General features: G+C 73.0%; 11 protein-coding genes. 4 read left to right on the top strand and 7 right to left on the bottom strand.

Annotated elements, in window-relative coordinates; genetic code table 11:
* Positions 1 to 6: 6 nt before the first annotated feature.
* Positions 7 to 930 (bottom strand): universal stress protein, encoded by a 924-nt coding sequence (locus tag SLINC_RS41840; protein ID WP_067443640.1) that lies wholly within the window; start codon positions 928 to 930, stop codon positions 7 to 9.
* 338 nt (positions 931 to 1,268) lie between these two features.
* On the opposite strand from SLINC_RS41840, the gene SLINC_RS48245 reads away from it, so the two are divergent.
* Positions 1,269 to 1,643, top strand: a complete 375-nt coding sequence (locus SLINC_RS48245; protein WP_067443639.1) for a hypothetical protein — start codon at positions 1,269 to 1,271, stop codon at positions 1,641 to 1,643.
* A 37-nt stretch (positions 1,644 to 1,680) separates the two neighbouring features.
* On the top strand, positions 1,681 to 2,346 hold the full coding sequence (locus tag SLINC_RS41830) for a hypothetical protein (protein WP_067443638.1): 666 nt from the start codon (positions 1,681 to 1,683) through the stop codon (positions 2,344 to 2,346).
* A 39-nt stretch (positions 2,347 to 2,385) separates the two neighbouring features.
* Here SLINC_RS41830 and ppdK read toward each other — a convergent pair whose 3' ends face one another.
* Positions 2,386 to 5,070 (bottom strand): pyruvate, phosphate dikinase, encoded by a 2,685-nt coding sequence (gene ppdK / locus SLINC_RS41825; RefSeq protein ID WP_067443637.1) that lies wholly within the window; start codon positions 5,068 to 5,070, stop codon positions 2,386 to 2,388.
* 15 nt (positions 5,071 to 5,085) lie between these two features.
* Positions 5,086 to 5,985, bottom strand: a complete 900-nt coding sequence (locus SLINC_RS41820) for a universal stress protein (RefSeq protein ID WP_067443636.1) — start codon at positions 5,983 to 5,985, stop codon at positions 5,086 to 5,088.
* Positions 5,986 to 6,165: 180 nt separating this feature from the next.
* Here SLINC_RS41820 and SLINC_RS41815 point away from each other — a divergent pair, with 180 nt between their 5' ends.
* Positions 6,166 to 7,005: a universal stress protein gene (locus SLINC_RS41815; protein WP_067443635.1), complete on the top strand. Its 840-nt coding sequence runs from the start codon at positions 6,166 to 6,168 to the stop codon at positions 7,003 to 7,005.
* A 783-nt stretch (positions 7,006 to 7,788) separates the two neighbouring features.
* Here the strand turns inward: SLINC_RS41815 and SLINC_RS41805 are convergent.
* From SLINC_RS41805 to SLINC_RS41790, 4 genes are all read right to left on the bottom strand, one after another.
* Complete coding sequence (locus tag SLINC_RS41805) at positions 7,789 to 8,295, bottom strand: flavodoxin domain-containing protein (protein WP_067443633.1); 507 nt, start codon at positions 8,293 to 8,295, stop codon at positions 7,789 to 7,791.
* 21 nt (positions 8,296 to 8,316) lie between these two features.
* Positions 8,317 to 9,048: a CBS domain-containing protein gene (locus SLINC_RS41800; RefSeq protein ID WP_067443632.1), complete on the bottom strand. Its 732-nt coding sequence runs from the start codon at positions 9,046 to 9,048 to the stop codon at positions 8,317 to 8,319.
* Positions 9,049 to 9,060: 12 nt separating this feature from the next.
* The gene (locus tag SLINC_RS41795; RefSeq protein WP_067443631.1) at positions 9,061 to 11,751 is read right to left on the bottom strand and encodes a bifunctional acetate--CoA ligase family protein/GNAT family N-acetyltransferase; all 2,691 of its coding nucleotides are present in this window, start codon (positions 11,749 to 11,751) and stop codon (positions 9,061 to 9,063) included.
* 196 nt (positions 11,752 to 11,947) lie between these two features.
* The gene (locus SLINC_RS41790; protein ID WP_067443630.1) at positions 11,948 to 12,820 is read right to left on the bottom strand and encodes a universal stress protein; all 873 of its coding nucleotides are present in this window, start codon (positions 12,818 to 12,820) and stop codon (positions 11,948 to 11,950) included.
* 289 nt (positions 12,821 to 13,109) lie between these two features.
* Here SLINC_RS41790 and SLINC_RS41785 point away from each other — a divergent pair, with 289 nt between their 5' ends.
* Positions 13,110 to 14,855, top strand: coding sequence for a SulP family inorganic anion transporter (locus SLINC_RS41785; RefSeq protein ID WP_067443629.1), 1,746 nt, complete (start codon positions 13,110 to 13,112; stop codon positions 14,853 to 14,855).
* The last annotated feature ends 229 nt before the right edge of the window (positions 14,856 to 15,084 follow it).

The following is a 15,084-nucleotide window of genomic DNA, read 5'->3' as shown; positions in this document are numbered from 1 at the left end:
GCCTGGTCAGTCGTGCGGGACCACCGCCACCGGTGCGGAAGCGTGGTGCAGTACCCCGTGGGTCACCGGGCCGATGTGGCTTCCGACGAGCCCACGACGGCTCTTCCGGCCGACGACGACCAGTGCCGCGTCGCGCGAGGCCTCCACCAGACGGGTGCCCGCACCACCGGTCACGGCCAGCTCGGTCACCCGGACACCGGGAAACTTCTCGCGCCACGGTTGCAGAGTGCCGGCCAGCCTGCGCTTCGCCACCGCGGCCACCTGGGCGTCGAACTCCGGGTCGAGGGCGCCGCCGTAGCCGTAGTAGTAGGGAGGCAGCGTCCAACTGTGGATGACACGCAGGGCAGCCGAACGGCGCACCGCGGCGTCGAACGCGAACTCGATCATGCCATCGTCGGGGCTCTTCAGGTCGAGGCCGAGGACGACGTCACGGTACGGAGTGGTGGTGGACGCGGTCCCCGTGGCGTCCGGCAGATGCTCGCTCTCGGCGCTCTCCCCGGCCCGGACGAGAACGACCGGCCGGTCGGCGCGGGCCACCACCGCCAGGGCGACGGAGCCGAGCAGGAACCCCGTGACTCCGCCGAGGCCCCGGGACCCGAGCACCAGTACGTCGCCCTGCTCGGCGGCGGCCAACAGGGCGGGGACGGCCTCCTCCGCCACTTCGCTGGTGCTGATCCGCAGGCCGTCGTGGCGGCGCGTGAGAGTCGTCCCGGCCTCGCGCAGTACGCGTTCGCCCCAGGCGCGTTCCGGGTCCTCCCCCTGCGCCGGCAGAGCGGCCCCTCCCAGCGGGGCGTATGTGTAGGGCTGCCACTTCCAGGCGTGCACGAGGCGCAGCGGAAGGTCCCGGAGCAGCGCTTCCCGGGCGGCCCAGTCGGCCGCGGCGAGACTCTCGGGCGTACCGTCCAGACCCGCGGTGACGTTGCGTGACATGTGCGAACCTCCTCCTCGGGGATGCACTCCCAGTCTCACGGCCGAGACCATGCGGGAAGAGGGGCTACAGGTCCCTGTCCGGTGACGACCGGCCCTGCCGCCTCCGGAGCCCCAGCCGGACCGGAACGCCGCCACCCGCTTCCCCAGCACGGGGAGTTGTGCGCGCCGTGGTCCGCAGAGCGACAAACACCGCCACCGCCCGGCGCCGGGACGAGCGATATATGACTATTCCTGACAAACCATGATGAGCCGGATGGGTGCCGGATAGCTTCCTCATGTTGTCACGCTCGGTCATCGCCATCACGCGATACAGAGGAAGCGGTACGGAGGGGGCACCCATGGATCCGGTGACGTTGGTGGCGCAGGCACTGATCGCGGGAGCGAGTGCCGCGGTGAGCGGTGCCGCTTCCGCCGCGGTGACCGACTCCTACCGCGCGTTGAAGGAGGCGCTCACCCGGCGGTTGTCCGGGCGGCCCGAGGTCGTGGACCGCTTCGAGGTGCTGGAACGCCGGCCCGGGGCATCGGCCGAGGAGCTGGCCCGCGACCTTGTCGTGACCGGTGCGGCCGACGCGGAGGTGGTGGAGCTGGCGCGACGGCTGCTGGATCTGGTCGGACCGGCCGCGACCCGTCCCGCCAAGTACCAGGGGGATCTGCGCCAGGCCCGGGGCGTGCAGTTCGGCGACGGCAACACCCAGCACAACACATTCGGTTAGACGCCCGAACGACACGAACGGGCCGGAAGAAAGCACCATGACGATGAAACACGGTCGGACCAAGGGCGCCCAGGTCGGCGACGGCAACGTCCAGCACAACACCTACCTGCCTCCCCAGAGAACTCCGCAGCACCGCTCGCGGGACTACGCCCCCTCGGCGACCGTGACCGCGGGTGATCATTCCACCGTCACGCAGAAGAACACGCACCTGAGGTTCTCGATCCCCGTCATCGGGCCGTTGCTCGCCGTGGCCTCCACGCATCCGGTGATCGCCGGTGCGGCGGCGGTCGCGATCATCGGGGGCGGCGGTCTCGCGACCACGACCGCACTGTCCGACCCGGATCCCTCGGTGTCGACGACTCTGGTCCGCGGCTTCCGCATGAAGGCGACGGACCAGGGCGCACCGACGGGTTACGACTTCTCCCGCACCCCGCCCGTGGTGGCGGGCGCGAACACCGACGCCATCTACGTCTCGGGCGGCTACATGATCGCGACCGACGGCCGGCTCGCCGAATGGACCTCCTCGAAGCTGCCCTCGGCGGCGGAATGCCGCACGGCGGTGGCCGAGAACCCGGTGCGCCAGACCGTGGCCGGTTCCCAGAGGCTGGTCTGCTTCGTGGACCGCAACGGCAAGCCGGGCTACATCCTGGTCACCGGCACCGATGGCCAGTACACCTCCGTCGACACCGCTCATCTGCGGTGATGCGACGGCCGGGCCGTCGCATCACCGGAGCCTTCCGGATCACCTGCTGTCGCTGGTCTCCGTGTCCGTGAGGGCCGCCCGGCCCGCTTCCAGCCGTGCTGCCGGGACGCGGAACGGCGAGCAGGAGACGTAGTCCAGGCCCGCGAGGTGGAAGAAGTGGATGGAATCGGGATCGCCGCCGTGCTCGCCGCACACCCCGGTCTCCAGACGGGAGTTGACGGCACGTCCGGCCACCACCGCCATCTCCACCAGGCGGCCGACGCCCTCCCTGTCGATCGTCTCGAACGGCGAGACTCCGAAGACGCCCTTCTCCAGGTACAGCGGGAAGAAGGATGCCTCGGCGTCGTCGCGGGACATGCCCCAGGTGGTCTGGGTCAGGTCGTTGGTCCCGAAGGAGAAGAAGTCGGCGGCCTCCGCGATCCGTCCGGCGGTGAGGGCGGCGCGGGGCAACTCGATCATCGTGCCGATGGGCAGGTCGAGCGAGGTGCCGGTCTCGGCCTCGACCTCGGCGAGGACGCGTTCCGTCTCGGTGCGGGCCAGGCGTAGTTCCTCGACCGTGCCGACGAGCGGGATCATGACTTCCGCGTGCGGACGGCCGCCGTCGCGCAGCCGGTCGGCGACGGCCTCGGCGATCGCCCGTACCTGCATGGCCATCAGGCCGGGCACGGCGAGGCCCAGGCGGACACCGCGCAGGCCGAGCATGGGGTTCTGCTCGTGCATGCGCTCGACGGCGTCGAGCAGTTCGCGGTCGTGCAGGTCCGGGTGCGTGGCGGAGGCCAGGCGCACCGCGAGTTCCGTGCGGTCGGGCAGGAACTCGTGCAGCGGCGGATCGATGAGGCGGATCGTCACCGGCAGTCCGTCCATCGCCTCCAGGATTCCGGTGAAGTCCGCGCGCTGGAGCGGCAGCAGGGCGGCCAGGGCCGCCTCGCGGGCCGTGGCGTCACGGGCCAGGATCATGGCCTCGACCAGCGCCCTGCGCTCGCCGAGGAACATGTGCTCGGTGCGGCACAGGCCGATACCCTCGGCGCCGAGGGCGCGGGCCCGGACGGCGTCCTCGGGGGTGTCGGCGTTGGCCCGCACCTCCAAGCGGCGCACGGAGTCGGCGTGGGCGAGGGCGCCCAGCACCGCCTCGGTGACCGCGCCGGTGCTCGTGCCGGTCTCCAGTGCACGGCCCACGTCAGATTCGGTGAGCGGGAGAGCTCCGAGGTGGACGGTGCCGGCGGTGCCGTCCACGGAGACGGTGTCTCCCGCGTGGACCACGACACCCGCTTCCGTGGTGAACCGCCGGGCGACGGGGTCCACGGCGAGCGCCTCGGCGCCGCACACGCACACCTTGCCCATGCCGCGGGCGACGACGGCGGCATGGCTGGTCTTGCCGCCACGGCTGGTCAGGACCGCCTGGGCGGCGATCATGCCGGGCAGGTCGTCGGGGGTGGTCTCCCGGCGGACCAGGACCACCTGCTCCCCGGCCGCCGCGCGCCGTACGGCCTCGGCGGAGTCGAAGACGACGGCGCCGACGGCGGCGCCCGGCGAGGCGGGCACGCCGTGCGCGAGCGGCAAGTCGGTGGCCTGCGTGTCGAAGCGGGGGAACATCAGCCGGGTCAGTTCGGTGCCGTCGACGCGGGCGAGGGCCTCGTCGGCGGTGATCGTGCCGTCGTCGCGCAGGTCGTGGGCGATGCGGAAGGCGGCCTCGGCCGTGCGCTTGCCGACGCGGGTCTGCAGGATCCACAGCTTGCCGTGCTCGACGGTGAACTCCACGTCGCACAGGTCGCGGTAGTGGTCCTCCAGCCTGCGCAGATGGTCACCCAGTTCGACGTACGCGCGCGGGTCGAGAGCCTTGAGCTCGCTCAGCGGGAGCGCGTCGCGCACGCCCGCCACGACGTCCTCGCCCTGGGCGTCGGGGAGGTAGTCGCCGTACATTCCGCTCTCGCCGGTGGCGGGGTCGCGGGTGAAGGCGACTCCGGTGCCGGAGTCGGCGCCGAGGTTGCCGAAGACCATCGCCTGGACGTTGACGGCGGTGCCGAGGTCCTCGGGGATGTGCTCGCGGTGGCGGTAGACGCGGGCGCGTTCGCCGTTCCATGAGTCGAAGACCGCGCGGATGGCGCGGGAGAGCTGGTCGGCGGGGTCCTGCGGGAAGTCCTCACCGGCCTCGCGGCGGATGATGTCCTTGAACTCCTCGGTGATGACGGAGAGTTCGGCGGTGTCGAGGTCGTGGTCGTCCCGTACGTGCCGCTTGGTCTTGTGGGCGGCGATGGCCTGCTCGAACAGGTCGCCGTCCACGCCCATCACAGTGCGGCCGAACATCTGGATCAGCCTGCGGTAGGAGTCCCGGGCGAACCGTTCCTGTCCGGAGGACTTCGCGAGCCCGATGACGGACTGGTCGTTCAGGCCGATGTCGAGGATCGTCTCCATCATCCCGGGCATGGAGAAGCGGGCGCCGGAACGCACGGACACCAGCAGGGGGTCGTCGGGCGCGCCCAGCGTGCGGCCCATGGCCCGCTCCAGGCCGGCCAGGGCACCGGCCGCCTCGACGCCGAGCTCGGGCGGCTCCTCGCCCGTGGCCAGGTAGACTTTGCAGGCCTCGGTGGTGACGGTGAAACCCGGCGGGACGGGCAGGCCGAGCCGGGTCATCTCGGCGAGACCGGCTCCCTTGCCGCCGAGGAGGTCGGCCATGTCGCGGCTGCCCTCGGCGAACTCGTACACGTACTTCATCGGGGCACTCATCAGGGCTCGGACCTCTCACTCGTGGGGGACGACGGCCACGGGGCAGTCGACGTGGTGGATGACGGCATGGGTGACGGGCCCGGTGCGCGGGCCGGCCGGGCGCTCGGTCATACGGCGGCCGACGACGAGCAGGCCCGCCCCGGACGCGGCGCGCAGCAGTGCGGACTGAGCGCGGCCCTCGGTGAGGGTCTCGGCGACCTCGACGCCGGGGTACTTGTCGCGCCACACCTGCAGGACGGCGGTCATGAATCCGAGCCACTCGTCGGCTCGTTGCGGCCCCTCCAAGAGACCGATCTCACCGGGGCCCAGCGCGAAGGGGGCGGGTGGCTGCCAGGCGTGGACGGCCTTCAGGCGTGCCCCGCGCATGCGCGCGGCCTCGAAGGCGAACTCGATCACCTCGTCGCAGGGGTCGCCGAGATCCAGGCCCAGCACCACGTCCCGGTATCCGGTCCGTGTGGACGCGTTCCCGTCGGCCGCGGGGACATGTTCGTCCGTGGCCTCCTCGCCCGCCCGGACGAGGACGACGGGACTGTTCGCCCGCGCCACCACGCCCAGGGCGACCGACCCGACCAGGAACCCGGTGAAGCCGCTCAGGCCGCGGGATCCCAGCACCAGCACGTCGGCCTGCCCTGCGGCCCGCAGCAGGGCGGCGGTGGCGGGCCCCTCGACCTGCTCGTCGTCGAGGACGACGTCGGGGCAGGCGCGACGGATACGGTCCTCGGCCTGCCGTAGCGCGTGGCGGGCGAGGTGCCGCGCGGCCGCGGTGCCGGGCTCGCCGTCCTGGCGCGGGTGCCAGTTCCAGGCGTGCACCAGACGCAGCGGCCGGTCCCGGCGGACCGCCTCGCGGGCGGCCCACTCGGCCGCCGCGAGACTCTCGGCCGAACCGTCGACTCCGGCGATGACGGGTCGAAGCATGACGCACACCTCCTGCGCTCGGTCTGCTCCTCCCTGCCACCCTCCCGCCGGGAGGACCCGGCGGACATGGGCCGTCAGGACTCGGGGCGGGTCCGTTCGGCCCTCTGTGCGCGGGCCGGTCGCACGGGAAGGTGGAGCGGGCGGGACAGATCCGTTCTCCGGGCCGGAAGGCGGCACACCATGGAACGAGCGATCATCGCCGGGATCGACCGGTCGGCGCACAGCCGTGTCGCGGCCGAGTGGGCCGCACGCCAGGCGCTGCTGCGGGGGCTGCCGCTGTGGGTGGCCCACGTCTCGCCGTCGAACGGCACGGAGACCATGGCGGGCCAAGTGGCCGCCGAACTCACTACCCGGCACCCGGCGTTGACGATCAGGAGCCTGAAGCTCGACGGTGCCCCCGTGCCCGCCCTGTGCGCGTCGGCCGAGAACGCGGAGCTGCTCGTGGTCGGCCTGCGCGGGGAGGCCGCGGGCGCCGGGGTGGGCTCGACGGCCTCGGCCCTGGCTGCCGAGTGTGCCCGGCCGGTGGTGCTGGTGCCCGGCACGCTCGCCGGCCGGGGCCGGCCGGGCGACGTGGTGCTGGGGATCGACGCCCGCGATCCCGCCGACCATGCGATCGCCCGCGCCTTCGAGGAGGCACGACTGCGCGGCACACGGCTGCACACGGTGTACGCCTGGACGCTTCCGCCGGACCACGAGCGGTCGCCCTTCCCCGTCCTGGAGGAGGACCGCGCCACCTGGGAGGACCAGGAGGTGCAGCTGCTGTCCGACGCGCTGCGCCCGTGGTGCGGGAAGTACCCGGAGGTCGAAGTCCTCCAGGACGTCCGGCTGCTCGCCCCGGCCGAGGCGCTGGCGCAGGCCTCGATCCACGCGGAACTGGTGGTGGTCGGACGGGGTGCCACCGCGTTCGCCCTGCTGTCCCGGGCCCGGTGGCCGGTCACCGTCGTCCCGTCACCACCCCGGTCGGCCCGCTGGACGGGCCATTCGGCCCCTGTGGGACGGACTGAGTGCCGCCCACCGTAGGAGCATCGGTCGTCCGCCTCCACCGCCGACCGATCTCGGCCCATTCCCTGTCCCACCGCTCCAACCGCCGTCGCGCCCAGGACGGCGCCCTGCAACTAGGCCTGGTCGGCACTGGCGGGCGCGGGCATCGGCCGGCCCTGGCCGTCCGGCCACACCACGGCCGGCCTCCTGGCCCTGCCACCGGGCTCGACCTGGCCATGCCCGTGCGGGGCGGGTTGGCGGAGTACCTGGTGAGGCCGAGTTAGTCGCGGCCGACGAGCAGGGTGCGGTCGGGACGGTGACGGCAGGACCCCGTCCGGTACGCCGTACGGCCCCACGCAGCGCGTCAGTTCGGCGGCGTGGCCGAGGGGCATCGCACGGGCCAGCACGGTCTCCTCGGCCCTGGCCGGGGCATGCGCCCCGTAGCCCACGTGGGCGAGGAAGGCGGGGTTCCCGGGTTTCGGCAGGAGGTCGACGACGGGACGGAACCCGAGCTGCCCTACGGCCATCCGCACGTTGAACAGGGCCGCCCCGCAGGCGATGACCGCCTCCCGGCCGGCCGGGTCGGTCAGCCTCATCCGCCGCCCGCCGTTTAGGTGGATCTCGAAACCGTGGTCGTGGCCCTCCTCGACGAAGAGCCACGGCTGGCTGTTGTGCGGTCAGGGCGCCAGGCAGGCCGCGCGGGCCAGGTGGAGAGCCGCGCGGCCGGGGCTCTCGTACAGCAGGGACACGGTGCCTCCACCCTTCGTGAACTTCCTGGCCACAGGGCCGTCCACGGTGTCCGGGAATGGCCCGGGGAGGCGGTCAGCCCTTCTCCCCCGCCACCAGTTCCTCGGCGATCCGCCGCGCCCACTCCTCGATCTGGGCGAAGTCGCGGAAGTCTCCGCCCTTGCCGTTGCGGACGATCATCCGGGCGACCCAGCCCTTCGCACCCTCCTCCAGGCAGCCGCCGAAGGTGACGTGCCCCTTGGCGTCGACGCGGCTCATGGCCTTCCTCACCCCGGGCACGGGTGGAATGTCCCGCTCCGACGCGGAGGCGTCCAGCGGGCCGCTGCTGAACAGCCACACGGGGCGGGCGGCCAGGTCGTGGCCGTGTCGGCGGACGAACCGCCGGGCGTCCTTGTGCCACCGCCCGGCGTACAGTCCGCCCCCGATCACGACGGCGTCGTACGGCGTCACGCGCGCGACGGAGCCGGCCGGCAGCGCCTCGCTCGTGAAGCCCTCCTTGCCCAGGACGTCGGCGATGGCCTCGGCGATCCGCGCGGTCGATCCGTTGGTCGTCCCGTAGGCGACCAGTACCTTGCCGGTCATGACGATCCGTCTCCCCTCATGTCACAGTCTGCGCAGCCAGTCGTCGGCGACGCCGTGGAGTGCCTGCTCCTGAGGCCGGAGGTGCGCGTCGTCCAGCCGGTGGGTGAGCTTGTCGACGACGGCGACGACTCCGTCGATCTGACGGGTCATGGAGACGGCGATCTCCGTCTCGCTCTTGCGTTCCATCTGGCCCGAGAGCGTGACCACGCCTTCCGTGACCGAGACGTCGATGCCCCGCGGAGGGAGCCAGAGCGCCCGCACGAGCACCTCGTCGACGACTTCCTTGCGGATCTCGGTGTCGGGCCGCAGGAAGACCTGGAGCAGGTCGCGGCGGGTGACGATGCCGACGAGCCGCTGCTCCTCGTCGAGGACGGGCAGCCGTTCGATGTGGTTCCGTGCCATGGCGCGAGCGGCTTCGACGATGGTGTCGGCGGCCTGGACCGTGACCGGCGGCTCGCTCATGAGCTGACCCGCCGTGCGTGCCCCGGCCTTGGCGGCGCGTGTCCGGCCGGCCCGGGTCATGCCGGCGAGCCGTGCGTGCTTCTTCGGTGCGAACGGGTCGGGCGCCTCGGCCTGTCGGACCATCAGGTCCGTCTCGGAGATGACGCCGATCACCTTGTCGTCGTCGTCGACCACGGGCAGTCCGCTGATGCGGTGCTGGTCGAGCAACCGGGCCACCTCCTTGAACGGGGTGCCGTAGGTGGCGCGGACGACCTCGGTGGTCATCACGGAGCCGACCTTGTTGTGCTTCATGGTGGTTCCTCCTCAGCGGAGTCGGCGCAGATACGGATCCTGGGGCCTGCGCGGCAGCAGGCGCACGCGCGCATCGAGCACACTGACGCCGCCCGGTGTCGCGAGAACGGGGTTGAAATCGGCCTCGGCCAGCTGGGGCAGGTCGCTCGCCATGCGGGACAGCCGCAGCAGGAGCTGTTCGAGGCCTTCGAGATCGACGGGCCGCGCGCCGTTCACGCCGAGCAGGAGCGGGGCGCAGCGTGGGGCCGTGATCAGGTCGTGGACGTCGTGGTCGGTGAGCGGGGCGAGCCGGGCGGCGTGGTCGGCGAGGACCTCGGTCGCGGTGCCGCCGAGTCCGAAGAGGACGAGCGGACCGAAGACCTGGTCCTGGACGACGCCGGCGAACAGTTCGGTCCCCCGGTCGGCGAGCGGCTGGATCACCACGCCCTGGAGCAGACCGGCGAACCGTGTCTCCAGGTCCCGGAAGGCCGCACGCACCTGGGAGTCACCCCTCAGGTCGAGGTGGACGGCGTGTTCGGCGCTCTTGTGCACCAGGCCCGGCCAGTGGCCCTTCATGACCACCCGCCCGTCGGCGCCGCGCAGCCGCTCGGCGGCCAGGGCGGCACGGTCCTCGGTGTCGGCCCAGGCCCATGCCGACTGCGGGATGCCGTAGCAGTCGAGGAGTTCGGCGCAGACGCGCGGATCGAGCCAGCCGCCGTCCGGATGCGTGTCGAGGTAGGCCGCGACGACGGCGTGCGCGCGGTCCGTCTCGACGCCGTCGAGATCGGGAACGGTTCCGGCGGGCCGGGCGAGCCAGGCCGAACGGCGGGCCGCGTGGGCCAACGCCCGTGCCGCCGCCTGGGGTTCGGCATAGGAGGGAACGGTGCCGTCGGCGGCGGGCAACAGCTCGACCGGCAGTCCCTGTTCGAGCCGGATCGCCGCGACCGGCTTGGGCCGTCGGCCGGGTGCGCGCGTCAGGGCGCGGACGAGGTCGTCGCCGGTCGCCACGGCGACCGCCGTGGGAACGAGGGCCACCAGGACGGCGTCGACGCCGTTGTGCCGCATGATCCGGTCCAGGCAGTCCGTGAGCTGCTCCTCGGTGACGGCGGCGGTCGCGTCGACGGGGTTGCCGACGGCGGCGCTGTCCGGGAGTACGGCGAGCAGGTCGTCGATCAGTTCCGGGGTGGGCGCGGGCAGGGACAGCCCGGCCTCGGCGCAGGCGTCGGCCGCCAGCACGCCGGCTCCGCCCGCGTTCGTGACGATGGCGACGCGAGGGCCGGCGGGCAGCGGCTGGGAGTGCAGCAGGGCGGCGGCTTCCAGGAGTTCGCCGCAGGAGTGCGTGGCGGTGATGCCGGCCTGGGTGAACAGTGCGCCGCGGGTCATGGTGCGGGTGGCGGCGGCCGCCGTGTGCGAGGCGGCGGCGCGGCGGCCGGCGTCGGTGCGGCCGGCGTCGACGGTCAGCACGGGCATCCGGCGCGTGACGCGGCGGGCCGTGCGGGAGAACGCGCGCGGGCTGCCGAAGGACTCCAGGTGCAGCAGCGCGAGGTCGGTGCGGCCGTCGCTCTCCCACCACTGGAGCATGTCGTTGGCGCTCACGTCGTACTTGTCGCCGAGGGAGGCGAACGAGGAGACGCCGATGCCGAGCCGGGACAGCCCGTCGAGCAGGGCGATGCCGACGCCGCCGGACTGTACGGCGACACCCGCCGTGCCGGGGCGCGGATGGCCGGCGGCGAACGTGGCGTCGAGCCGCACCTCCGGGTCGGTGTGGGAGATGCCGAGGCAGTTGGGGCCGACGAGGCGCATGCCGTGGGCACGGCAGGCCGCCAGCAGATCCCGTGCCTGCTCGGCGTCGAGGCCCGCGGTGACGACGAGCAGGGCACGCGCGCCCGCCTTCCCGCACTCCTCGGCGGTGGCCGGGACCGCGGCGGCGGGAACGGCGAGCACCGCGAGGTCGGGAGTGACCGGCAGAGCGCCGACCGACGGGTGGCAGGGCACGCCGAGGATCGAGTGCGCGGCGGGGTTCACCGCGAACAGGCGCCCGGTGTAGCCGCCCGCGTGCAGGTGGTGCAGCACCGCGCGGCCCACCGAGCCCGGCTTGCGCCCGGCGCCCACGACGGCGACCGCCTTCGGCCTCAGCAGCGGCTCCAGGCTGACGACGTCCGCGGTCCGGCCGCGTTCCTCGACGGCGGTGAGATAGGTGTCGCTCTCGTCGAGGGCGATGGTGCAGCGCACCTCCGGGCCCTCGAAGCGTCGGGCCGTGCGCAGGCCCAGGTCGGCGAAGAGCCTGAGCACCTCGTGGTTCTCGCTCAGCGCGTCGGCCGTGAAGGCCGTGGTGCCCTCGGCACGGGCGGCCGAGACGAGGTGCTCGACGAGGAGTGTGCCCACGCCCCGGTGGTGCAGGCCGTCGGCGACCGCGATGGACATCTCCGCCGTGTCCTGCTCGTCGGTCCTCTCGTACTCGGCGAGGCCGATCAACCGGCCCGCCGTCTCGGCCAGCAGCGCCTGGTACCCGCGGTGCGGCGACGCACAGGCCCGGTCGGCCGCCGACGCGGCGGAACGGCGGCTCGCGGCGAAGAACCGCAGCCTCAGGTTCTCCGGGGACATCTCCTCGTACAACCCCTGCACCTGACCGTGATCGGCGCCCCGCACGGGACGGATGCACACGGTGGTGCCGTCCGCGAGCAGGGCGTGGACCGTGGGCCGGCTGTGCGCCTCATCCGTCATCGCGGTTTCTCCTTCAGGGTTTGTCCGTACTTGAATCGTCCAGCGGAACGGGCGGCCGTCCCAGGGGCTGTCCGGGCGGGACGGGAGGGCCGGTCGGTCCTCGTTCGGGGGCCGGGACCCGGATGTCCCGGGGCCCGTCCGTGTCCGCCGAGTGATCCGCGGACTCACGTCCCCGATCACTCGGCGGCCCTGTGACTCACGCCTGCTGGGGTACGACGGCCACCGGGCAGGAGGAGTGGTGCAGCACCGCGTGGGCGACGCGGCCGAGCTGGAGTCCGAAGTGCCCCTCGCGGCGCTTGGCGCCGACGATGAGGAGATCGGCGCCGCGCGAGGCGTCCGCCAGCACCTTGCGGGGGTGGCCCTCGACGGCACGGCGGTGCACCTCCACGTCCGGTGGGGCGTCTCCCAGTGCCGCGTCCAGCGCCTCCTGGGCATGCCGCTCGTGCAGCCGGGCGGGGGCGTCGGCGAGGAGGGGATGGTCGGTGCTCTCGTGTGCGGGGCACCGCCAGGCCCGTACGGCCTCCAGGGGCGCCTTGCGTCGCCTGGCCTCCTCGTAGGCGAAGCGCACGGCGGCCGACTCCTTCGCGTCCTCGCCCACCGCCACGACGACACGGCCTTCGGTCCGGGGGGCCACGTGGTTGTCGTGTGCGCCGCGCAGCACGATCACCGGGCAGGAGGCGTGTGCGGCCACGGTCAGGCTGACCGAACCCAGCAGCAGTTCGGTGATGCCGCTGCGGCCGCGGGAGCCGACGACCAGTGCGGAGGCCTTCCGGCCCTCGTGGACCAGGACGTATTCGGGTTCCTCGAACACCACCTCCGTGGAGATCTCCAGGCCGGGTTGCCGGGCGCGCGCCCGCTCCTTGGCGGCCCCGACCAGATCCTGGGGCAGCACCTCCGCGGAGGGCTCGCCGAGGTCACGGGCAAGCGCCGCGCCCTCGTAGCGCTCCCACAGGCACGCGTACACCAGCCGCAGCGGCACTCCGCGCACGACGGCCTCGTCGGCCGCCCAGTCCACGGCGCGCAGGCTGGGCTCGGAGCCGTCGACGCCTACGACCAGGGGCAGTTCCATGGTTCTCACCTTCCTGTGCCCGGGTCGATGCCGATCCGGGCCTCTATCCGACCTAGTGGGATGTCCTGGATGGACTCCAGGGTGGTGGCGCGGACGCCGGCCGGTGCAGGGGCCGCACGTCCCTTGTCGGCGCCGATCGGCCCCACCGTCCCGCGGCCCTGGGACGGTCAAGGGCCTGACGGCCCTTCCCCGCATCCGGCCGCAGCAGCCAGCCCGGTGATCCCGCGGACCACGCCGGTCGTGGCGCCGTGGTGGATCCTGAAGGCATTCGGCGAAAGGGAACCCACTCATGTCACACGGCGCGGGCCGGCGCCTCTGGGGCCGGCGTCGTCCGACGGCGGGACTCGCCGCCACCGCACGTCGGCTCACGCCCGGTGTCGCCGTGCTGACCGGCTACCGCCGCTCCTGGCTGCGCGGCGACCTGCTGGCCGGTGTCACCGTGGCCGCGTATCTCGTCCCGCAGGTGATGGCGTACGCGGGCGTGGCCGGGTTGTCGCCGGTCGCCGGACTGTGGGCGATCCTGCCGGCGCTCGGGCTGTACGCGGTGCTGGGCTCGTCCCGGCTGATGTCGGTGGGCCCCGAGTCGACAACCGCTCTGATGACGGCGGCCGTGGTCGCGCCGCTCGCCGGCGCGGACCCTGGCCGTTACGCCGCGCTGGCCGCCACCCTCGCGGTGACGGTCGGTCTGCTGTGTCTGGCGGCACGGCTGCTGCGCCTGGGGTTCGTGGCGGACCTGCTGTCCCGCCCGGTGCTGATCGGCTATCTGGCGGGTGTGGCCCTGATCATGATCGTGGACCAGCTGCCCAAGCTGACCGGCGTCCACACGGACGCCTCGGACTTCTTCCCCCAACTGTGGTCCTTTCTGGCGCACTTGGGGGACTCGCATCCGCCGACGGTCCTGTTCTCCGCCGTCATGCTCGCGCTCCTGTTCACAGTGGCGTGGCTTGTGCGGTCCGTCCCCGGGCCGCTGCTGGCGGTGGTGCTGGGCACCGCGGCGACGGTCGTCCTCGACCTGGACGGGCGGCACGGCCTCAAGGTGATCGGCGAGGTCCCGGCCGGGCTGCCCGGCGTGGCCGTGCCGGACCTGACCGAGCTGCCGCACCTGGTACTGCCCGCCCTGGGTGTCCTCCTGGTCGGCTACACGGACCTCATCCTCACCGCGCGGGCCTTCGACAAGCGGGACGACGACGGTCCGCGGCTCGACGCCGACCAGGAGTTCCTGGCGATGGGCGCGGCCAACCTCGGAGCCGGCTGGTTGCAGGGCTTTCCGGTCAGCAGCAGTGCCAGCCGCACCGCGCTCGCCTCCTCGGCGGGCGCGCGCAGCCAGGCGTACGCCCTGGTGGCGGGCGCGGTGGTGCTCGCCGTGCTCCTGTTCCTGAGCCCCCTGCTGACGCGCACGCCGTCGGCGGTGCTGGGCGCCCTGGTGGTGTACGCGGCCGTCCGCATGATGGATCTGGCGGGCTTCGGCCGACTGGCCGCCTTCCGGCGGCGCGAACTGCTGCTGGCGGTCGGCTGCCTGGCCGGCGTGCTCGCCCTGGGGCTGCTGTACGGGGTGCTGGTCGCCGTCGGCCTGTCGGTGGCCGAGCTGCTGAGCCGGGTGGCCCGCCCGCACGATGCCGTCGAGGGGCTGGTCCCCGGCATGGCCGGCATGCATGACGTGGACGACTATCCGCAGGCGCGCACCATTCCCGGGTTGCTCGTCTACCGCTACGACTCGCCCCTCTTCTTCGCGAACGCGCAGAACTTCCACCGCCGGGCCCTGGCCGCCGTCGACGAACAGGCCGGGCCGGTCCACTGGTTCGTCCTCAACACCGAGGCGAACGTCGAGGTGGACATCACCGCGCTGGACGCGGTCGACGACCTGCGCCGCGACCTGGCACGGCGTGGGATCGTCTTCGCCCTGGCCCGGGTGAAGCAGGACCTCCTGGACGACCTGGAGGCGTACGGGCTGGCGGAGTCGGTGGGCACCGACCGGATCTTCCCCACCCTGCCGACGGCGGTGGCCGCCTACCGGACGTGGTGCCGGGAGCGGTGAACCCGGGTCGGGCGACCGACAGATCGGGCCGCACGAGGGTGCCGGGCAGTCGGTCCTGCACAGTTCGGCGGGCGTGGCGTCCAGCACGGGCCGCCGGTCGGGGGTGCCGTAGCCGGCGTGGAGTTTCGGGGCATACGTGAGAGCGACGTACAGGCCGGTCTCGCATGACGCGACCTCCACGGCCTCCGGACTCGACGGCGAGCCGTCCACTCCCACGATCACCGGGCCG

The organism is Streptomyces lincolnensis, assembly GCF_001685355.1.
Taxonomy (GTDB): domain Bacteria; phylum Actinomycetota; class Actinomycetes; order Streptomycetales; family Streptomycetaceae; genus Streptomyces; species Streptomyces lincolnensis.
Note: the sequence above shows the minus strand (reverse complement) of the source record. Positions and strands in the feature narration are given on the sequence as shown.